At 57.8% G+C, this 19,331-nt stretch carries 19 protein-coding genes and 1 tRNA gene; 12 read left to right on the top strand and 8 right to left on the bottom strand.

Features of this window, described 5'->3' with window-relative positions; translation table 11 throughout:
- The first annotated feature begins 11 nt into the window (after positions 1-11).
- The 6 genes from B9Q17_RS02695 to B9Q17_RS02670 all read left to right on the top strand — a co-directional run bounded on the left by B9Q17_RS02695 (position 12) and on the right by B9Q17_RS02670 (position 4,273).
- Positions 12-503 carry an STAS domain-containing protein gene (locus B9Q17_RS02695; RefSeq protein WP_022988214.1) on the top strand — a complete coding sequence of 164 codons (492 nt, stop codon included), beginning with the start codon at positions 12-14 and terminating at the stop codon, positions 501-503.
- Between the two features lie 51 nt (positions 504-554).
- Positions 555-1,616: an NAD(P)H-dependent glycerol-3-phosphate dehydrogenase gene (locus B9Q17_RS02690; RefSeq protein WP_058340899.1), complete on the top strand. Its 1,062-nt coding sequence runs from the start codon at positions 555-557 to the stop codon at positions 1,614-1,616.
- A 25-nt stretch (positions 1,617-1,641) separates the two neighbouring features.
- A complete protein-coding gene (gene sixA, locus B9Q17_RS02685; RefSeq protein WP_022988216.1) occupies positions 1,642-2,091 on the top strand; it encodes a phosphohistidine phosphatase SixA in 450 nt (149 codons plus the stop codon).
- Positions 2,092-2,131: 40 nt separating this feature from the next.
- Positions 2,132-3,028: a radical SAM protein gene (locus tag B9Q17_RS02680; protein ID WP_094624012.1), complete on the top strand. Its 897-nt coding sequence runs from the start codon at positions 2,132-2,134 to the stop codon at positions 3,026-3,028.
- A 15-nt stretch (positions 3,029-3,043) separates the two neighbouring features.
- A complete protein-coding gene (locus B9Q17_RS02675) occupies positions 3,044-3,610 on the top strand; it encodes a DUF1285 domain-containing protein (protein ID WP_022988218.1) in 567 nt (188 codons plus the stop codon).
- Positions 3,611-3,811: 201 nt separating this feature from the next.
- Positions 3,812-4,273, top strand: coding sequence for an FKBP-type peptidyl-prolyl cis-trans isomerase (locus B9Q17_RS02670; RefSeq protein WP_058340902.1), 462 nt, complete (start codon positions 3,812-3,814; stop codon positions 4,271-4,273).
- Positions 4,274-4,416: 143 nt separating this feature from the next.
- On the opposite strand, the gene B9Q17_RS02665 is transcribed toward B9Q17_RS02670, so the two are convergent.
- A complete protein-coding gene (locus B9Q17_RS02665) occupies positions 4,417-6,069 on the bottom strand; it encodes an electron transfer flavoprotein-ubiquinone oxidoreductase (RefSeq protein WP_094624011.1) in 1,653 nt (550 codons plus the stop codon).
- 233 nt (positions 6,070-6,302) lie between these two features.
- Here B9Q17_RS02665 and B9Q17_RS02660 point away from each other — a divergent pair, with 233 nt between their 5' ends.
- Entirely contained in the window at positions 6,303-7,052 is a 750-nt protein-coding gene (locus B9Q17_RS02660) for an electron transfer flavoprotein subunit beta/FixA family protein (RefSeq protein WP_022988221.1), read from the top strand.
- A complete protein-coding gene (locus B9Q17_RS02655; RefSeq protein ID WP_058340905.1) occupies positions 7,053-7,994 on the top strand; it encodes an electron transfer flavoprotein subunit alpha/FixB family protein in 942 nt (313 codons plus the stop codon).
- 30 nt (positions 7,995-8,024) lie between these two features.
- Here B9Q17_RS02655 and B9Q17_RS02650 read toward each other — a convergent pair whose 3' ends face one another.
- Both B9Q17_RS02650 and B9Q17_RS02645 read right to left on the bottom strand, forming a co-directional pair.
- Positions 8,025-8,480, bottom strand: coding sequence for a hypothetical protein (locus B9Q17_RS02650; RefSeq protein WP_094624010.1), 456 nt, complete (start codon positions 8,478-8,480; stop codon positions 8,025-8,027).
- Between the two features lie 12 nt (positions 8,481-8,492).
- Positions 8,493-8,822: a hypothetical protein gene (locus tag B9Q17_RS02645; protein ID WP_022988224.1), complete on the bottom strand. Its 330-nt coding sequence runs from the start codon at positions 8,820-8,822 to the stop codon at positions 8,493-8,495.
- A 164-nt stretch (positions 8,823-8,986) separates the two neighbouring features.
- Here B9Q17_RS02645 and B9Q17_RS02640 point away from each other — a divergent pair, with 164 nt between their 5' ends.
- Positions 8,987-10,228, top strand: a complete 1,242-nt coding sequence (locus tag B9Q17_RS02640; RefSeq protein WP_094624009.1) for a saccharopine dehydrogenase family protein — start codon at positions 8,987-8,989, stop codon at positions 10,226-10,228.
- A 4-nt stretch (positions 10,229-10,232) separates the two neighbouring features.
- On the opposite strand, the gene cydC is transcribed toward B9Q17_RS02640, so the two are convergent.
- From cydC to B9Q17_RS02620, 4 genes are read right to left on the bottom strand one after another with little or no spacing between them, the layout of a single operon-like run.
- Entirely contained in the window at positions 10,233-11,855 is a 1,623-nt protein-coding gene (gene cydC, locus B9Q17_RS02635; protein WP_094624008.1) for a thiol reductant ABC exporter subunit CydC, read from the bottom strand.
- Entirely contained in the window at positions 11,848-13,527 is a 1,680-nt protein-coding gene (cydD, locus tag B9Q17_RS02630; protein ID WP_094624007.1) for a thiol reductant ABC exporter subunit CydD, read from the bottom strand. Before cydD ends, cydC begins: the two co-directional genes overlap by 8 nt.
- Positions 13,528-14,529 (bottom strand): cytochrome d ubiquinol oxidase subunit II, encoded by a 1,002-nt coding sequence (gene cydB / locus B9Q17_RS02625; protein WP_094624006.1) that lies wholly within the window; start codon positions 14,527-14,529, stop codon positions 13,528-13,530.
- Positions 14,529-15,974: a cytochrome ubiquinol oxidase subunit I gene (locus tag B9Q17_RS02620; RefSeq protein WP_058340909.1), complete on the bottom strand. Its 1,446-nt coding sequence runs from the start codon at positions 15,972-15,974 to the stop codon at positions 14,529-14,531. Before B9Q17_RS02620 ends, cydB begins: the two co-directional genes overlap by 1 nt.
- A 180-nt stretch (positions 15,975-16,154) precedes the next feature.
- Between B9Q17_RS02620 and B9Q17_RS02615 the strand changes: the two genes are divergently transcribed.
- Complete coding sequence (locus tag B9Q17_RS02615; RefSeq protein WP_094624005.1) at positions 16,155-16,778, top strand: class I SAM-dependent methyltransferase; 624 nt, start codon at positions 16,155-16,157, stop codon at positions 16,776-16,778.
- Positions 16,779-16,883: 105 nt separating this feature from the next.
- A tRNA-Leu gene (locus tag B9Q17_RS02610) sits at positions 16,884-16,970 on the top strand.
- A 19-nt stretch (positions 16,971-16,989) separates the two neighbouring features.
- Here B9Q17_RS02610 and B9Q17_RS02605 read toward each other — a convergent pair.
- The gene (locus B9Q17_RS02605) at positions 16,990-18,339 is read right to left on the bottom strand and encodes a diguanylate cyclase domain-containing protein (protein WP_094624004.1); all 1,350 of its coding nucleotides are present in this window, start codon (positions 18,337-18,339) and stop codon (positions 16,990-16,992) included.
- A 189-nt stretch (positions 18,340-18,528) separates the two neighbouring features.
- On the opposite strand from B9Q17_RS02605, the gene B9Q17_RS02600 reads away from it, so the two are divergent.
- On the top strand, positions 18,529-19,320 hold the full coding sequence (locus B9Q17_RS02600) for an enoyl-CoA hydratase (RefSeq protein ID WP_094624003.1): 792 nt from the start codon (positions 18,529-18,531) through the stop codon (positions 19,318-19,320).
- Positions 19,321-19,331 lie beyond the last annotated feature (11 nt).

Below are 19,331 nucleotides of genomic sequence, written 5' to 3'. Positions count from 1 at the left end.
CAGTGTGAAAAATGGCTGGTTATAAGATCCTGCAAGCAGAAAAGCAGGGAATTTACGTCCTGAAGTTTATTGGGGAAATCCGGCTGAACCTGTGTTCGACGCTGGACAATCTGGTTGAGACCATCACGGGTAACCCGCAGTTCAAAACGGTAATTATCGATCTGACAGAGACCGAAATTATCGACAGCACCACCCTCGGGTTGCTGGCCAAGATTGCCCTGGCTGCCCGAAAGCAGAGCCGCTTCCTGCCGACTCTGATCTCGACCAACCCTGATATTACCCGCATTATTACCTCAATGGGTTTCGACAAGATCTTTATCATTGTGCGCGAGCCCGCTTCCCGGATAGAAGAACTCGAAGAAATTCCCGTACTCAAGGCCAGCGAGCAGCAGGTGAGAGACAAGGTTCTGGACGCCCATAAAATCCTGATGGGTATGAACAGCAAGAACAGGGAAGAATTCAAGAATCTGGTGCGTGCCCTCGAGTGTGAAGAAACCGGCTAGGTTTCAGAACACCACGGGTGCGCTGCCCGTACGCAATAAAACGGAAATGATATGCCTGAAAACACCACTCCCCCGAAAGACGGGGCGAAGTCTTACGACGTTGCAGTGCTGGGTGGCGGTAGCTTTGGTACCGCCATGGCCAAGGTTCTTGGCGAAAACGGCCACACCGTCCATTTCTGGATGCGCGATGAAGCCCAGGCGGAGGAAGTTCGCCGTACCCGTGTGAACAAGCGCTACATGCCGGATGTCACCATTGAAGGCGACGTGCAGCCCACCACAGATCTGGCCGAAGCAGTTGCCAGGGCCGAAGTGGTATTGGTCGCTATCCCTTCCAAGGCGTTCCGCTCTGTGATCCGCGAGAATGCCGACGCATTCCGGGAGGGGCAGATTGTAGTTAGCCTGACCAAGGGTATTGAAGAACACGGCTTCAAGCTGATGAGCGAAATCCTGATGGAGGAGCTTCCACGCTGTCGCTCCGGGGTTCTCAGCGGCCCGAACCTGGCGGCCGAGATCGTCAATCGTGAGCTGACCGCCACGGTCATTGCCGCCAAGGATCCGGAAGTTCGCCGCACGGTGCAGGATCTACTGGGGTGCGAGTATTTCCGGGTATACGCCAACGTAGACGTGTATGGCGTAGAACTGGCCGGCGCCCTCAAGAACATTTACGCCATTGTGGCCGGCCTGGCCTCGGCGCTGGAGATGGGTGAAAACGCCCGGGCCATGCTGATTACCCGAGGGCTGGCGGAAATGAGCCGCTTTGCCGTAAGCCTTGGGGCCAACCCGATGACCTTTATGGGGCTGGCGGGCGTTGGCGACCTGATTGCTACCTGCACATCGAACAAAAGCAGGAACTACCGGATTGGTTACGCCGTGGGCAAGGGCAAGCAACTGGACGAAGCGGTGAAAGAGCTGGGCCAGGTAGCCGAGGGCATCTACACCCTGAAACTGGTGCGGGAGAAATCGGAATCCATCGGCATTTACATGCCGCTGGTGCGGGGGCTTTACGAGATTCTGTACAACGGTGCTTCGATCAACGCGGTCATCAGCAGCCTGATGATGGCGGTACAGAACTCTGACGTAGAATTTATTCTGCCCCGGACTATCACCCAGTAAAGGCTTCTGCGAACGAGGAGCGCTTATGCAACTGATCATCATGCGCCATGGCGAAGCCGGCTGGCACAGCCTGGACCAGGAACGGGAGCTCACCGATGTGGGTCGGCACGGGGCTGCAGCCGTGGCCGCGGCAATCGGCAAATCCTCCTGGCGCCCGGACCGGATCTGGTGCAGCCCCTACACCCGGGCCCGGCAAACCGCAGCGATTGTCTCTGAAGTGCTGAATTGCCCGGTAGACGAAAAGCCGTTCATTACCCCGGACGATGATCCTGGGCTTTGCCTTGACGCTTTACTGGAAACCGATATTTCCCGTTTGATGCTGGTGTCCCACATGCCCCTGGTGGGCAGCCTGTCTACCTTGCTGGTGGACGGCCATCGCAAGGGCATTCCCTTTATGACCGCCCAGGCCGTGGTGCTGGATATGCCGGTGGTGGGCCCGGGCTGCGCTGACTTGAAAGAGCAGTTTCTGCCCTGATCTTTACCCTGTCATTCCATTTCTCAAGTTTCGAGACGCCATGTACAGCTTTCCGATCGAGTATATCGAACCCGTGTTCCGCCCGCCGAGCGAGGCAAAGTCCCTGATCCTGCCGGTGACCAACGGCTGCTCCTGGAACCAGTGTACGTTTTGCGAAATGTACACCCAGCCCCAGAAGAAATTCCGGGCCAGGAAGCCTGAGGACATCCGGGCCGATATCGCAAAGGCTGCCGAGGCCTTCGGTGACGTCCGCCGGGTGTTTCTGGCCGATGGCGATGCCATGGTGCTGCCAACCCGCCGGTTGCTGGAAATCCTGAGCGACCTGAAAGCCGCCTTTCCGGGACTCCAGCGTGTTTCAAGCTACTGCCTGCCACGGAACCTGGCGAAGAAATCTGTTGAAGACCTGGTGCAGTTGCGCGAAGCCGGGCTTGGCATCCTGTACGTGGGCATGGAATCCGGCGACGACGAAGTATTGAAACGCATCAATAAAGGTGAAAGCTGGGAATCCACCCGTTCCGCCCTGACCAAGATTCGCGAGGCAGGCCTGACCAGCTCTGTGATGGTGCTTAACGGCCTGGGTGGTGAAACCCTGTCGCGCCAGCATGCCATCAACACCGCCACCCTGTGCAACGAAACCCAGCCGGATTACCTGTCGACACTGGTTGTCAGCTTTCCCCAGGGCGAAGAGCGTTTCCGGGAGGGTTTTGGTGATGATTTCGTACCCCTGAGCCAGCAAGGTTTATTTGAGGAAATCCGCCTGTTCCTCGAGCACCTGGAACTGGAGAAAACCATTTTCCGCAGTGACCATGCCTCCAACTACCTGGTGCTCAAGGGCACCCTGGGCCGGGACAAGCAGCGAATGCTGGAGCAGGTCAACCTGGCCATCAGCAATCCCGGTGCGGCGGCGCTGCGCCCCGAGTGGATGCGCGGACTGTAAACGGAGTAGATCACTATGACCCGAAAGCCTGATGAACTGGCCTCAGCTGTTGAACAGAATGCCGGTGGCAAGGCCTTGCCACCGCTAGACCAATGGAACCCGGGGCTGCTGGGGGACATGGACCTGCTGATCACCCGGGACGGCTCCTGGCTGTTCGAGGGCAAACCCATCGGCCGGGAAGCGATCGTGCGACTGTTTTCCACGATTTTGAGAAAAGAGCAGGACGGCGCCTACTACCTGGTCACCCCGGTTGAGAAGTGGCGGATTGCGGTAGAAGACACGCCGCTGCTGGCCCACTCGGCAGAGGCCACGGGAGAGGGTGATAGCCAGGTGATTTCGGTGACCACCAATATGGGCGAAACCCTGGAAATCGGCCCGGACCATCCGCTTGAGGTGGGGGCCTATCCCGACAGCGACGAGCCCCGGCCAGTTGTCGCCGTCAGGCACGGCGTGGAAGCACGGTTGGTGACCAATGCCTTTTACCAGTTGGCAGAGTTTGTTGAAGAGCAAACGGTAAACGGCGAAACCGTGCTGGGAGTTTTTAGCCACGGAAAATTCTGGAAAATCGGGCAGGGCGGTTGAAAAGCCCCTGACCACCCCAATGAATGAGGTAGAAAACGCAGTCTGTCACTTGTTAAACTGTTTTTTCTTACTTGTTATCGAGCCTGGCTCTCTAACGAGGCCCGGTGGTCGTTAGTCCCTCTGTGCAGTATGGCTGTTCAAGATTACTTTCGATTACCTACATCTTAAATACACAGTCATTGCGACACGCAAGGAGATCACATGGCCCAACCTCGTGTTGTCACCATCCATTACACGCTCACTAACGACCAGGGAGAGCAACTCGATTCCTCCCGCGTAGAAGGCCGTGAGCCGCTGTCTTACCTGGAAGGTGCACAGAACATTATCGGTGGACTGGAAAACGCACTGAACGAAAAGAGCGCTGGCGACCAGGTTAAAGTCTCTGTAGCTCCTGCTGAAGGCTACGGCGAAGTTAACGAAGAACTGATCCAGCCGGTTCCGCGTTCTGCCTTCGAAGGCGTCGACACCATCGAGCCGGGCATGCAGTTCCAGGCCCAGACTCCGGGCGGCCCCCAGGTTGTTCGCGTTGTTGAAGTCAGTGACGAGACCGTCACCATCGACGCCAACCACCCGCTGGCTGGCCAGACTCTGCACTTCGACGTTGAAGTAGTAGAAGCTCGCGAAGCAACCGACGAAGAGCAAGAGCACGGCCACGTGCACTGATCTCTTCCGAAAGGTTGATCAAAGAACGGCTCCTGCGGGGGCCGTTTTTTTTGGTTTTTTGCCACGAAATCCACGAAAAAACACGAAAAAAGACACAAAAAAGCCGGAGACGAGCTCCGGCATTTTCTGGTCAGTACACCCGCTTACATATTCGGGTAGTTGGGACCACCGCCGCCTTCCGGCGTTACCCAGGTGATGTTCTGGGCAGGGTCCTTGATGTCGCAGGTCTTGCAGTGAACACAGTTCTGGGCGTTGATCTGGAACTTCTTGCCGCTGCCATCTTCCGCTTCAACCACTTCGTACACGCCGGCCGGGCAGTAGCGCTGGGCGGGCTCGTCGAACTTGGGCAGGTTGTCCTTCAGCGGAATGTCCGGATCGGTCAGCTTCAGGTGAACCGGCTGGTCTTCCTCGTGGTTGGTGTTGGAGATAAACACCGAGGACAGGCGGTCGAAAGTCAGCTTGTTATCGGGCTTCGGATAGGTGACCTTCTTGCACTCGGATGCCGGCTTCATGGTGGCGTAGTCCGGGGTAGTATCGCGGAACGTGATCGGCAGGCTGCCACGCAGAATGTTCTGCTCGAAGAAGGCAATGGCGCCGCCTACGATGTTACCGAACTTGTGCATGGCCGGGCCGAAGTTACGCTCGGCGTACAGCTCTTTGTACAACCAGCTGTCTTCAAAGCGCTTCTGGAAGCTGGTGATCTCTTCGCCAGACTTGCCTTCTTTCAGAGCTTCGAACACCGCTTCGGCGCCCAGCAGGCCAGATTTCATGGCAGTGTGGGAGCCCTTGATTTTGGAACTGTTCAGGGTGCCGGCATCGCAACCCAGCAGCAAGCCGCCCGGGAAGCTCATTTTCGGCAGGGCGTTGTAGCCACCCTTGGCGATGGCGCGGGCGCCGTAAGCAACACGCTTGCCGCCTTCCAGGTACTTCTTCACCTCAGGGTGGTGCTTCAGACGCTGGAATTCCTCAAACGGGCTCAGGTGCGGGTTGCTGTAGGACAGATCGGTGATCAGGCCAACATAAACCTGGCCGTTTTCCAGGTGATACAAGAAAGAACCGCCGGTAGAGCCAGACTCATTCAGCGGCCAGCCAGTGGTATGAACCACCAGGCCCGGCTCGTGTTTGGCCGGGTCAATGTCCCACAGTTCTTTGATGCCGATGCCGTAGTGCTGAGGGTCTTTGCCTTCATCCAGCTTGAAATCGCTGATCAGGCGCTTGCCCAGATGGCCGCGGCAGCCTTCGGTGAACAGGGTGTACTTGGCGCGCAGCTCCATACCCGGCATGTAGCCATCTTTCTGGGAGCCGTCACGGGCCACGCCCATGTCGCCGGTGATGATACCTTTAACCTGGCCATCTTCAATGATGGTCTCAGAGGCGGCAAAGCCCGGGTAAACCTCTACGCCCAGCTGCTCGGCCTGTTCGGCCAGCCAGCGGCACAGGTTGCCCAGACTGATAATGTAGTTGCCGTGGTTGTGCATGTTCTTGGGCACAAAGGCATTGGGAACCTTGGTAGCTTTTTCCTGGTTCTTGAGCAGGAAAATGTCGTCCCGGGTAACCGGCGTATTCAGGGGAGCGCCTTTTTCTTTCCAGTCCGGGAAGAGTTCATTCAGGGCAGTAGGCTCGAATACGGTACCTGCGAGGATGTGCGCCCCAATTTCAGAACCTTTTTCTACTACACAGACAGTCAGTTCTTCGCCAGCTTCCTGCGCCAGTTGCATGACGCGGCAGGCTGCAGACAGGCCAGCAGGGCCGCCGCCGACGATCAGAACATCAAATTCCATCGATTCGCGTTCCACGTTGGTCTCCTCAAACAGCTTCTAATGAATGTTATTAACCCGAAGGATAGCGCATTTCAAGAATCAAACAAACGTTTGTTTGAAATCTGCCCTTACCTTTGGCATTGTACGTATACACCGAAATATCGTGTGTTTTGAGTCGATTTTTAGTATCGTCTCATTGTCAGGTCGGGTCAACCCGGTCCTTTGACTGTGAAGACTCATTAAACCCATCGTAGAAGAACGAGGAATCTATGAAGGTTCTGGTCGCTGTAAAACGAGTTATCGACTACAACGTGAAGGTGCGTGTCAAGCCGGACAACACCGGCGTTGATCTCGCCAACGTCAAGATGGCAATGAACCCGTTCTGCGAAATCGCAGTTGAAGAAGCGGTTCGTCTGAAGGAAAAGGGCGTTGCCAGTGAAATCGTGGTTGTATCCATTGGCCCGAAGGCTTCCCAGGAGCAGATTCGTACTGCACTGGCGCTTGGCGCTGACCGTGGTATCCACATCGAGACTGACGAAGAAGTACAGTCCCTGGAAGCGGCCAAGCTGCTGAAGGCGGTTGTCGAGAAAGAAGAGCCCAAGCTGGTTATTCTGGGCAAACAGTCCATCGATTCCGACAACAACCAGACTGGCCAGATGCTGGCCGCTCTGACTGGCATGGGCCAGGGCACTTTCGCTTCCGAAGTGGTTGTTGACGGTGAAAAGGTTAACGTAACACGCGAAGTAGACGGCGGTCTGATGACAGTTGCCCTGAACCTGCCGGCGGTTGTTACCACTGACCTGCGTCTGAACGAGCCGCGTTACGCTTCTCTGCCGAACATCATGAAGGCCAAGAAGAAGCCGCTGGACGCCATGAGCCCCGCCGATCTGGGTGTTGAAATCGCCCCGCGCCTGACCACCCTGAAGGTCGAAGCCCCGGCTGCACGCCAGGCTGGTATCAAGGTGGCAGACGTAGCTGAGCTGGTGGATAAACTGAAGAACGAAGCGAAGGTGATCTAAATGAGCATCCTGGTAATTGCTGAACACGACAACAGCAGCCTGAAGCAGGCTACTCTGAACGTTGTAGCGGCTGCCAAGGCCATCGGTGGCGACATCGACGTGCTGGTTGCCGGTGAGAACGTAGGCGCCGTCGCTGAAGCCGCTGCCAAGGCAGAAGGCGTGAACAAGGTACTGGTTGCAGACAACGCCGCGTACGGTCATTTCCTGGGTGAGAACCTGGGTGACCTGGTTGCTGAAGTGGGTAAGGGCTACAGCCACATCCTGACTTCTGCCGGTACCACCGGTAAAGACTTCATGCCGCGCGTTGCTGCGCTGCTGGACGTTGCCCAGGTATCCGACATTATCCGCGTTGAGTCTGACGACACCTTCGTTCGCCCGATCTACGCCGGTAACGCCATCGCGACCGTAAAGGCCAGCGACAGCATCAAGGTTATCACTGTACGTCCGACCGCGTTCGACCCGGTTGCTGCTGAAGGCGGTTCTGCTTCGGTAGAACAGCTGGACGTTGTAAAAGACGCCGGCCTGTCTTCTTTCGTAGGCGAAGAGCTGGCCAAGTCTGACCGTCCGGACCTGGCTTCTGCCGGTATCGTAATTTCCGGTGGTCGTGGCATGCAGAACGGCGACAACTTCAAGATGCTGGAGCAGGTTGCTGATCTGATGGGTGCCGCTGTTGGTGCATCCCGTGCCGCAGTTGACGCCGGCTTCGTACCGAACGACATGCAGGTTGGTCAGACCGGTAAGATCGTTGCTCCGCAGCTGTACGTTGCGGTGGGTATCTCCGGTGCCATCCAGCACCTGGCGGGTATGTCTGACTCCAAGGTGATCGTTGCGATCAACAAGGACGAAGAAGCGCCGATCTTCCAGGTTGCTGATTACGGCCTGGTTGCGGACCTGTTTGAAGCAGTTCCGCAGTTCGAAGAAGAGCTGAAGAAAGTTCTGTAACTTTCGGATCTCTTTAGCAAAAAAGGCACCTCAGGGTGCCTTTTTTGTTTTTGAAACAATGTGTTTTTCGGCTTTACCGATAATCAGGGTATCCGCGAGGATATGCAGGGCCCGGTTGGTGGTACGGACCGCCTTGTACACCTGCTCGGTTTTTTCGTGATGGGTTTGCTGGACCTTCCTGGTACTGTTGCGAAACTCTTCATCGCTGGAAAACATGTCGATCAGGCCAAACGTGGTGTTGGCGATGGCCTTGTGCACTTTCTCGACCGCCATGGCGCCGCCAGAGACCGTATCCTCCAGCAATTTCGCACGGTTACGGACTTCCAGCAGTTCCATACGGCTTTTCTGGACGGCACTGCGGGCACTGATGCGGTGGGTGTTAAGAATCCTCAGATCACGGCGGTTATCGCCGGATACACGAAAACCGGCAAACAGGCAGCCGGCGGTGGCGGCAAGGCTCAGGGCAACAAGAATCTGGGCGATCATGGCCGAGGCTCCTCAGCGGTATTCAATGTGCATTTCGACATCGATATCACGCTCTTCGAGTTCCACTTCGAGTTCTTTCATGACTTCCTGATAGACCATTTTCCGGGTCATTACCGGTAAGCGATCGGCAAGCAGCCGGCCGGTCCGGGATTCCCGCTTGGCCAGGGAAATCGGGTCCAGCACCCGAAGGGTCAGTATCAATTCCGGATCCTGGCTGGTCTCTGGGATACCTTCGTTCTCCAGCATCTGGGCGATCATCTTCTTCTGCTCGAGGAATTGCCAGAGCAGCAGGGCGCTGAACACCAGAAGAATCAGGCTGGTGAGTGCAAGCAACGTGTTCAAAGGGCACCTCCCGGGTGTCTTGTGTGCATGTACAGAGTGTGCCCCAGTCTGCATGACAAACGATTGGCCGGGAGGACGCCCCGGACAGCGTAAACAGGAAAGTAGAACCTGTGTTCAAACCTGTTACCATCGTAACCCAACACCCGTTTGAATAAGGATAGATAATGACCAACACCACACAGGCAGAGTTTGATCTGGTCGTATTTGGCGCCACCAGCTTTGTGGGCCAGATTCTTTCCCGGTATCTGATGGAGACTTACGGCACCGGTGGTGAAGTCCGTTGGGCCATTGCCGGCCGTTCCGAGAGCAAACTGGCCAGCCTGAAGGCTGAGCTGGGGGATAACGCCTCTGCATTGCCGGTTATTCTGGCAGATGCCTCTGACGACGACGCCCTTGCCGCCATGTGCCGACAGACCCGGGTGATTATTTCTACCGTTGGTCCCTATGCGCTGTATGGCGAGCCGCTGGTGAAAGCCTGCGTGTCCACCGGCACCGATTACTGCGACCTGACCGGCGAAGTGCAGTGGATTCGCCGGATGATAGAGCGTTATGAAGACCAGGCCAGGCAGACCGGAGCCCGGATTGTTCATTGTTGCGGTTTTGACTCGATTCCTTCCGATATGGGCGTCTGGTTCCTGCAGCAGAAATCCGAAGAGACCTTCGGCCAGCCCTGTCGCGATGTGCGTATGCGTGTGAAAGTGGCCAAGGGCGGGCTGTCCGGCGGAACTGTAGCCTCCATGATCAACGTAGCCAAAGAGGCCGGGGCAGACCCGAAGCTCCGGAAAGAGCTTGCTAACCCGTTCTCCATCTGCCCGCCGGAACATCGTTCCAGCACGCGCCAGCCGAGCCTTAAAACAGCGGAATTCGATAAAACCTTCAATGCCTGGCTGGCACCGTTTGTGATGGGTGCCATCAATACCCGGGTGGTTCATCGCTCTAACGCCCTGCAGCAAGCCCGCTACGGCAAGGAATTCACCTACGACGAAGCCATCATGACCGGCAAAGGCACCAAGGGACGCCTGACGGCCTATGGCATTGTGGCCGCCCTGGGCGCCTTCTTTACCGCATCGGCCATCAAGCCAACCCGCTGGGTGGTGGAAAAACTGGTGCCCAAGCCGGGTGAGGGGCCAAGCCCGGAATCACAGGAAAAAGGCTTCTACGACATCCGCTTTGTCGGACGTACAGAAGATGGCAAGACCCTGATCACCAAGGTGACGGGCGACCGGGATCCGGGCTACGGCTCTACCGGCAAGATGCTGGGTGAATCCGGTATGTGCCTGGCCTTTGATGTGAAAGACGAAGTGCCTGGTGGTTTCTGGACTCCGGCCTCTGCGCTTAACGGTAAGTTGCTTGAGCGCCTGACTACCAGGGCGGGGCTGACTTTCGAACTGCTCGAAACCCGCTGAGCCGCTAGTTCAAATGCAGAATGTGGCCGGATGGCAGCAATGCCTCCGGCCCGTGGCCCAATGAAATCACTGCGCGCCCGTCCAGCCACTGATCAATCCGGGGAGCTATGCGGCCCCGGGTATCGGCATCCACGCCGGTAAAGGGTTCATCCAGAATCACCAGCGGTGCTTTACTCAACAATACCCGGGCCAATACCAGCCGGCGGGCTTCACCGCCCGACAAGCGGCTGCCGCCGTTCCCCAGCCAGGTATCCAGGCCTGCAACCTCACGGCTGAAGCGCTCGGCCAGTTCCACCAGCTCCAGTACATGCCAGAGTTCGCCGTCCGTTGCTTCTGGATTACCCAGCAACAGGTTGGCTTTGACGGTGTCGTCGAACACAACCGTAGTTTGAGTCAGGTAGGTGCAGGGCAGGGACTCCAGAGAACCTGCAACGGGATCAATCAAACCGGCAAAGGTATCTGCCAGGGATGATTTTCCGCTGCCAGACACCCCGACTACGCCCAGGCGATCTCCGGGTTCGACCGCTACCGAGAAGTGGGTGATAACCGAAGACTGCCCCGGGTGGCCAACGGCCAGGTCGCTCGCGGTCAGCGCGCTTTGTTTTGCGCCCTGTCCGGCCGGCCTCTTCTGGAAGCCAGGCTGTTCATCTGCGGGTTGTACATCTTCATTGAGACGCCTGGCGGCTGCCAGTGTTGCACCAAACTTTCCAAAGGCTTCAGGCAGCATGCCGTAAACTTCTCCCAGACCAAGCAGGGCAATGGGCAGCAGCACCAGAACCGGCCCGGATACGAGATCCTGTTGGAACAAGCCAAAGCCGGCCCACAGGGCGATCACCGCTGACAGGTTTACAAGCAACACTGTTACCGAGAGGTGCCAGCCCACCCTGGCATCGACCTCCGCCTGGCTTTGTGAAAGCGCAAAGGCGTGGCGCATCAGCCGGCCCGAATGTTTGCCCGTACGGCCGGCGGCGGTGAGTTCTGCAAAGCCTTCGAGGTGTTCAATCACCTGGCCGCGAAGTTGTTCCTGCCGTTCGTTTAACTGTCCCGACAGCGCCCGGGTGCGAACATACAGCCCCCAGGTGGCGAGACCGAAGGCTGTTGCCAGAATACCCAGCAGTATCAGCGCAATGGTGCCGCTGAACAGCAGCCAGGCCAGGCCGACAATCATCAGGGTAACCAGCGCCGCCAGTGCGGTAGGGGCAATCAGGCGCAGGTACAGGGTGTCCAGGGCGTCTACATCGGCAGTCAGGCGTGACAACCACTGGGCTCCGGTTTTATCGCCTCGCTGGCGTTTACCCGCCTGCGCCAGCCGGTTGAACAGCGCTACGCGAATATCGGTAAGCAGGCTCAGCACCGTATTGTGGTTGTAAAGCCGCTCCAGGTATCGGGAAACCGTTCTGGACACCGCAAAGAATCGAATCCCGCTGCCGGGCACATAAAGATTGATGTACGCCTGAACGCCCGCCGCAAACAGCAATCCCACCAGGGCAGTTTCGGTCAGGAACCATCCGGACAGGGCCAGCAAGGCAATGCCGGATATCAGTGTTGCCAGCAGCAGGGCACCGCCCGCCACCAGCCGACCCCGGCGGCGAAGAATCAGCTGTAACCAGGGCCTGAGTTCACGCATTGCGCACCTCTGCGCCGGAGACGATCAGAACCCGGTTGGCCAGTGCCAGCAGCGCCTGGTGATGGGTAGAGAAAATCACGGTCTTGCCGGCTTCGGAAAGCTTGTGCAGAGCTTCCAGAACACAGATTTCGCTGGTGGCGTCCAGGCCGGCGGTCGGCTCATCCAGCAGAACCAGCTCATGATCCGCCAGAAAAATGCGGGCAAGACTGAGCCGCCGGGCCTGGCCGCCGGACAAGCCCTGGGCATCTTCGCCAATACGGCTGTTGATGCCCTGTTCCCGGCTGTCGAGCAACTCGGCAAGGCCGACCCTGCGCAGGGCATTCTCAATGGCTATGTCGGATGCGTCAGGGCTGGTCAGCCTTAGATTGTCCGCCCAGGAACCTTGAATCCAGAAGCCTTTCTGGCCCAGCCAGCCGAAAGGGGATGAGCCCGCAGATTGTCCGAACACCGATATTGTTCCGGCATCGGGGCGGATAAACCCGGCTAACAGGTGCAGTAACGACGACTTTCCGCCACCGGACGGCCCTGTGAGCGCGATCACTTCACCGCGCTTTACCTGCATGTTCAACTGATCAAACACTGGAGGGCTATCGGAATAGCGCAGGGATACGCCGCTCAGGGCGATCGTGTCCGCCGTGGCGGTGGGTTTGGTTTGTGCCTGGACATTTCCGGCGCCGGAAACGGGCTCCTGAAGCCGGGCAAGAATCTCTGCTCCGGCGCCCAGGGCGGCGGCCCGGTCGTGATAATGCTGGGATAATGTCCGTAATGGCTGAAAGAACTCCGGTGCCAGCAGCAGGATCAGCAGGCCGGAGAACAGGGTGAGCTGATCGCTGGGGCCAAAGGTGATATAGCCCAGCAACCCGAAACCGATGTAAATGGCGATGACGGCAATGGCGACCGAGGAAAAGAACTCCAGTACCGCCGACGACAGAAAGGCCACCTTCAGGGTTTTCATGGTGATACGCCGGTACTGATCCGAGCGTTGATACAGGGTATCGCTGGCCTGGGCGGTCTGGCCGAACAGCTGCAAGGTCGTCAGGCCTCGAACCTTGTCCAGAAACTGCCCGGACAGCCGGCTGATGGTTTCGAAATGCTGCTGGTTCACTTTCTCTGCACCCATACCGACAAGGGCCATGAACAGAGGGATCAGGGGCGCGGATAACAACAGAAAGATGCCGGCCAGCCAGTCGAGCCAGAACACCAGCGCAAGAATCATCAGAGGGATAACGGTGGCCAGGATCATCTGGGGCAGGAACCTGGCGAAATAACCGTGCAAGGCTTCCACGTGGTCCAGCCATTCTCGGGCCAGGGAAGCGGCAGAGGCTTCCGACAGAGCTACGGGGCCGGCAGCTTGCCAGTGGTCATTCAGTTGGCGACGGGCATGCCGGCGTACCTGTTCGCTGCAGCGCGCCGCAAAGCGTGTTTGCAGGCCCTGGCAAACTGCCCGCACAACGAGCATGCCCACCAAAACCAGAAACCAGGGGGTGAGGGCAGAGACCGGCTCACCGGCAATTACCCCCTGATAAACCAGCCAGGCCAGTAACACCATCTGCACGATGGTGGCCAGCCCGGCCAGGGTACCGGCGACTACTGTGGCGTTTATCCAGCGCTGGCTGGTCCGGGCAAGCCCGGCCAGCCAGCCTTTGATATCAGCTTGTGCCGGTTCTGCCACTCAGTGATACCCTTCGCCGGCCCGCACCTTGCCGCGGAATACCCAGTACGTCCAGGCGGTGTATACCAGCACAATGGGAATTACGAACAGCAGGCCCAGCAGCAGGAACAGCTGGGATTCATAGGCAGACGCTGCATCCCAAAGGGTGTAGTTGGGCGGCACCATATAGGGCCAGCGGCTGACCACAAGCCCCAGATAGGTGGTGATGAACAGCCCCATGGTGGCTACGAAGGGCATACCTTCGAAGCGGTTGCGCACAGAGCGCCAGATCTGGAAGGCGCACAACAGTGTCAGGGCCGGAAGGATCCAGATGATACCGATGTGGTCAAACCAGCGTTCACGCACCATGTCGTCCACAAACGGTGTCCACACGCTGATAATGGCGAAGATGGCCAGCACGGCGAACAGCAGCGGCGTTGTTACCCGGTAAGCCCAGTCCTGCAGGCGGCCTTCGGTTTTCAGGATCAGCCAGGTGGAGCCGAGCAGGGCATAGCCTGCCAGTGTGCCGAGGCCGGTCAATACGGTGAACGGGGTAAGCCAGTCCAGCGCGCCACCCACATACACGCCATCAACTGTGTTGAAACCCTGGATATAGGCACCAACCACCGCCCCCTGGGCGAAGGCGGCGACGGTGGAACCGCCGGCAAACGACCAGTTCCACAGGTAGCGGGACGTGCGCGCCTTGAACCGGAATTCGAACGCCACACCCCGGAAAATCAGCCCGGCCAGCAGCAGGAACACGCCAATGTAGAGCGCAGGCAGGAAGATGGTGTACACCATCGGGAAGGCGGCCAGCAGCCCGGCACCGCCCAGTACCAGCCAGGTTTCGTTGCCGTCCCAAACCGGTGCCACCGAGTTCATCATGGTGTCGCGGTCTTCTTCAGAGGGGGCGAAGGGAAAGAGAATGCCGACGCCCAGGTCGAAGCCGTCCATCAGCACATACATGATGATGCCGAAGCCGATAATAAACGCCCAGATGAGGGCCAGATCAAACAGTTCCATCAGGATTGCCCTCCTTCGTTAACGGGTTTTGCGTGGTTAACCGAACCCTTGCCGGATTCGATCTCGAACGGAACATGGGCCGCCGAGAGCGGGCGGGCAGGGCGATCGGCTTCATGGTCGGTATCGTCTTCATCGCCTTCCAGGCCGACGAACAACACCCGCATCAGGTAGTAAACACCGGCGGAGAATACCGCTGCGTACACCAGGATGTAACCGATGAGGGTGAACAGCGCCATGCCCCCGGTCAGCGAGGGTGTTACCGAATCAGCCTGGTTCATAATGCCGTATACAAGCCAGGGAGCCCGGCCAACTTCGGTTACGAACCAGCCGGTCAGTACCGCGAAGAAGGGCGCAATGCTCATGGCGCGCAGCCCCTGCAGGAACCAGCGGGCCTTGTAGTAGCGGCCGCCGGCCCGAAGCACCAGCCCGGTTACCGCGAACAGGATCATCAGCATACCCAGGCCAACCATCACCCGGAACGACCAGAACACAATCGCCACCGGAGGCTGCTCTTCTCTGGGAACATCCTTCAGGCCAGGTACCACACCATCCCACTCGTGGGTGAGAATCATGCTGGCCAGGCTGGGGATGCCGATTTCAAAATGGTTGGTTTGTGCTTCCTGGTCCGGAATGGCGAACAGCAACAGCGGCACATTGGAAGAGGTTTCCCAGTTGCCCTCCATAGCAGCCACTTTCGCAGGCTGGTGTTCCAGTGTGTTCAGGCCATGGAAGTCACCGACCACCAACTGGGCCGGGGCAATAAACAGCAGCAGCCACAGGCACATGGACAGCGCCTTGCGGTTGGCTTCTACCTCCCGGCCCTTGAGAAGGTACCAGGCACTCACACCGGCTACCACAAAGCTGCCGGTCAGGAATGAAGCCAGCCCCATGTGCATGAAGCGGTAGGGGAATGACGGGTTGAAGATGGCTTCGCTCCATGACACCACATGGAACACGCCGTCACGCAGCTCAGTGCCCGCCGGAGTTTGCATCCAGCTGTTGGCCGACAGTATCCAGAACGAGGAAATGAACGTGCCGGTGGCAACCATAATGGCCGCAAACAGGTGAACGCCCGCAGGAACCTTGTTGCGCCCGAACAGCAGAACCCCGAGGAACGCCGCTTCCAGGAAGAAGGCCGTGATAACCTCATAGCTCAGAATCGGGCCAAGGAAGTTGGCAGAAGCCTGGGAGAAGTTACTCCAGTTGGTACCGAACTGGAACGACATCACGATCCCGGAGACCACCCCCATCCCGAAGACAACGGCGAAGACCTTTGTCCAGAATCCGGAAAGCTTCGTCCATACCGGGTTACGGGTTTTGAAGGCAAGGCCTTCCAGAACGGCTATATAAGATGCAAGCCCGATGGTAAATACCGGGAAAATGGCGTGAAATGACACGACAAACGCGAACTGGATTCGCGATAGGATGAGGGGATCTAGTTCCACAGGAACCTCCGGTAACTTTCACAAATCACAACAGACAGGTGCTAACCCGCCCGGCCGCTGCCTTAGGCGATTTTGTTATGTTGTTATTACCGGCAGTTAATTATGATGCTACGGGAATTGTAGCAGAAAGAAATAGGGCAGTTTGTCGCACCCTTGATATAAAACAATGACGGTGAACCTATGAGCTTCTACGAAGACCGGATTCTTCCCCACATTATCGACAAGGCCTGCTCCATGGGCCAGGTAATGAAACTGCGCAGCCAACTTGTGCCAAGGGCTCGCGGCCGTGTGCTGGAAGTGGGAATGGGCTCGGGTATTAACCTGGAATTCTATAACCAGGACCAGGTGGAAATGGTGTACGGGCTGGAGCCATCGGAAGGCATGCGGCGCAAAGCCTTGTCGAACCTGGGCCGGTCACCGGTGCGGGTTGAATGGCTGGATCTGCCCGGTGAGAAGATTCCGCTGCAGGACAATTCGGTTGATACCGTTCTGCTTACCTTCACCCTGTGCACCATTCCGGACTGGCACACGGCCTTGCTGCAGATGAAGCGGGTACTCAAGCCCGGTGGCGACCTGCTGTTCCTGGAACACGGAGAAGCCCCACACGACACCACGCGCAAATGGCAGCACCGGATAACACCAAGCTGGCGAAAGCTGGCCGGCGGCTGTCACCTGAACCGGCACATTGCGGAATTGATTGAACACGCCGGCTTTGAGATCCAGGAGCTGGAGAATCTGTATATGCCCAATGCACCGAAAATTGCCGGCTATATTTACAAGGGCAGGGCAACCAAGCCGGACTAACCTGAGCCCTGGCCGAAAACTGTTCAATTACTGAGCGATTCTGACAGCGGAATTGCGTTAGCCATCCGGGCCTTATACAATTCCGGCCTTCAGTTTTCCCCCGATGCTCCGGTGGTGAAATTGGTAGACACAAGAGACTTAAAATCTCTCGACCGTAAGGTCGTGCCGGTTCGATTCCGGCCCGGAGCACCATCCTGATTTCCCCGGCCCTTCAGCCGAAAATGTTTGCCGCATCCTCACCAAAGCAGGCAACCCGGTTCCGGCCCTGATCCTTCGCTTCGTACAACGCCAGGTCTGCGCTGCGCATGAGTGTGGAGCCGGAAACATTGTCCACGTTTACACTACTGGCAACACCGGCACTCACGGTAACGACATCGCTGACCGGAGAGTCTGCGTGGGGCAGTTTCAGGCCTGCGATGGCTTTATGGAGTTCTTCGGCACAGGTTCTGGCTTGTTCCAAACCTGTTTCGGGCATCAGCACACTGAATTCCTCACCCCCGGTACGGGCAACCAGAAAGCCATGGGGCTTGACGGTTTGCTCCATGCACTCCGCAACTCTGGCGAGACACCTGTCACCCTCCGGATGGCCATAGCGGTCGTTATAAAGTTTGAAATGGTCGATATCCAGCATCAACACGGAGGTCGGCTTTTCCGGTTCATCCGACAGGCTTTGCTGCAAGCTGGCATCGAACAGTCGGCGATTGGCCAGGCCTGTCAGGGGGTCGTGCTGGGACAGGCTGCCTGGTACGTCTGCCAGGTTCTCGCGCTGGGCAAGGGAATTCTCGCCCTGTTTCCCGGTAACAAAGCGGGTGAACTGGCCCAGTGGCTTCAGTACCAGACCATACAGCAGTGCCAGTACCACCCCGATCACAACGGCCAGCAAAACGGCCAGCAAAACGGCCGTCCAGGCGAGTGAATAGCGAAAATTTCGCGACGCCCTTTTTACGCGGTCTCTCGGAATTTCAGTACTCAACACCAGCTCGGGCCCACGGGAATGGGTTAACAGGGGCTTGGCGGCATGCAGCAGTTCTGGCCCTCGCTCAAGAGCCATTTTCCGTTCCGTATCGGCTGGGGCTGGCCGTGTGGAAATCTGTACCGGTAGCCCGGTCTGCTCCTCGAGCAAATCCGTCAGCCGTTCGTCAATAAGCCGAAGCTTGATAAGCCAGCCCCGGGACGGGCCTGTCCTGTCGGTTTGCAATATTGGTGCTATCGCAGCGAGTGCAGGCCACGGGGAGGCAAAGCTCAGTGACAGCCCCGTTGCTTCTACCTCGCCCAGAAACGGCTGAACCTCAGCGATGAGCGGTGCCGCCCAGCTGCAGTCGCCCGTTGCCGAGGTGCAGGTGTCGTAGGTGTTCGTATCCGGATCAATGCCGGCAATCCACATTGGTTGCTGGTCTTCACTGATGAAGATCATGGCCTGATCGTGCAGGTCTTCGAACATCTCCTGGCTGAAGTTACTGGTGGCGTAGTCGCTGTTTGCATCCTGGATGAACTGGTAAGTGTCATCCCAGTGCGCCCAGTCCCGGGTTTGGGCTGTCAGCGCATTGTGGTTCTGCTCCAACGAATTTTCGATGCGCGCGAGTTCCTGGCCCGCTTGCTTGTTTTAAACATTCATCGTACCGGTCGGGGTTGCCTGCGAATACTCGGTAATAGCCGCAAATTGCAACTATTTGTATACGCCCAAAGTCTGTTCGACAGGCTGGCAGCTGTTGGCAATACTGGGACGATAGCCATCAAGGAGTTCTGAATTATGTCCGCCGCGCAAGAACGCCCAGTGCGAGTCCGTACAGAAAATGGTATTACCACGCTGACCCTGAACCAGCCGGAACGCCGGAACAGCCTGTCGATGGCCATGCTGGAAGGGTTGTCTTCAGCCCTTGAGAAAATCGCCCGGGATGACAGCAGCCGGGTAGTGGTGCTGGCTTCCGCCGGCCATGTGTTTTGCGCCGGCCACGACCTGCGGGAGATGCGGGATAAATTCGACAGCCACGAATTTCAGCTGGCCCTGTTCCAGCAGTGCAGCAAGGTGATGCAGCAGGTTGTGAACCTGCCGAAGCCGGTGATCGCCCGGGTAGCCGGTGTGGCAACAGCGGCAGGGTGCCAGCTGGTGGCCAGCTGTGACCTGGCGGTAGCGGAGCGGGGCAGTCGGTTTGCCACGCCGGGTGTGAACATCGGGCTGTTCTGCTCCACGCCGATGGTGGCGCTGTCGCGCAATGTTTCCCGCAAACATGCTATGGAAATGTTGTTAACCGGCGAAATGATTGATGCGGATACCGCAGAGCATATCGGGCTGGTGAACCGCGTAGTGGAACCGGAAGCCCTGGATGAGACCGTCTACAACATGGCCGCAACCATTGCCGGTAAATCTGGCCACACCCTCAAGATCGGTAAAGAGGCGTTCTATCGGCAGCTGGAAATGCCCCTGGCCGATGCCTACGATTACACCGCCAGGGTGATGGCCACCACTATGACAGCCGAAGATGCACAGGAAGGTATTTCAGCGTTCCTGGATAAGCGGGACCCGAACTGGCAGCACAAATAGCCGGAGTTGTT

The sequence above is a fragment of the Marinobacter vinifirmus genome (assembly GCF_002258215.1).
Lineage (GTDB): Bacteria > Pseudomonadota > Gammaproteobacteria > Pseudomonadales > Oleiphilaceae > Marinobacter > Marinobacter vinifirmus.
The sequence above is the reverse complement of the archived record's forward strand: the minus strand, read 5'-3'. Positions and strand labels throughout refer to the sequence as shown.

Excerpts from the sequence above, each read along its gene's own strand:
- B9Q17_RS02695 (WP_022988214.1), top strand. The coding sequence starts at position 12 with ATGGCTGGTTATAAGATCCTGCAAGCAGAAAAGCAGGGAATTTACGTC.
- B9Q17_RS02690 (WP_058340899.1), top strand. The coding sequence starts at position 555 with ATGCCTGAAAACACCACTCCCCCGAAAGACGGGGCGAAGTCTTACGAC.
- sixA (WP_022988216.1), top strand. The coding sequence starts at position 1,642 with ATGCAACTGATCATCATGCGCCATGGCGAAGCCGGCTGGCACAGCCTG.
- B9Q17_RS02680 (WP_094624012.1), top strand. The coding sequence starts at position 2,132 with ATGTACAGCTTTCCGATCGAGTATATCGAACCCGTGTTCCGCCCGCCG.
- B9Q17_RS02675 (WP_022988218.1), top strand. The coding sequence starts at position 3,044 with ATGACCCGAAAGCCTGATGAACTGGCCTCAGCTGTTGAACAGAATGCC.
- B9Q17_RS02670 (WP_058340902.1), top strand. The coding sequence starts at position 3,812 with ATGGCCCAACCTCGTGTTGTCACCATCCATTACACGCTCACTAACGAC.
- B9Q17_RS02660 (WP_022988221.1), top strand. The coding sequence starts at position 6,303 with ATGAAGGTTCTGGTCGCTGTAAAACGAGTTATCGACTACAACGTGAAG.
- B9Q17_RS02655 (WP_058340905.1), top strand. The coding sequence starts at position 7,053 with ATGAGCATCCTGGTAATTGCTGAACACGACAACAGCAGCCTGAAGCAG.
- B9Q17_RS02650 (WP_094624010.1), bottom strand. The coding sequence starts at position 8,480 with ATGATCGCCCAGATTCTTGTTGCCCTGAGCCTTGCCGCCACCGCCGGC.
- B9Q17_RS02640 (WP_094624009.1), top strand. The coding sequence starts at position 8,987 with ATGACCAACACCACACAGGCAGAGTTTGATCTGGTCGTATTTGGCGCC.
- cydC (WP_094624008.1), bottom strand. The coding sequence starts at position 11,855 with ATGCGTGAACTCAGGCCCTGGTTACAGCTGATTCTTCGCCGCCGGGGT.
- cydB (WP_094624006.1), bottom strand. The coding sequence starts at position 14,529 with ATGGAACTGTTTGATCTGGCCCTCATCTGGGCGTTTATTATCGGCTTC.
- B9Q17_RS02615 (WP_094624005.1), top strand. The coding sequence starts at position 16,155 with ATGAGCTTCTACGAAGACCGGATTCTTCCCCACATTATCGACAAGGCC.
- B9Q17_RS02600 (WP_094624003.1), top strand. The coding sequence starts at position 18,529 with ATGTCCGCCGCGCAAGAACGCCCAGTGCGAGTCCGTACAGAAAATGGT.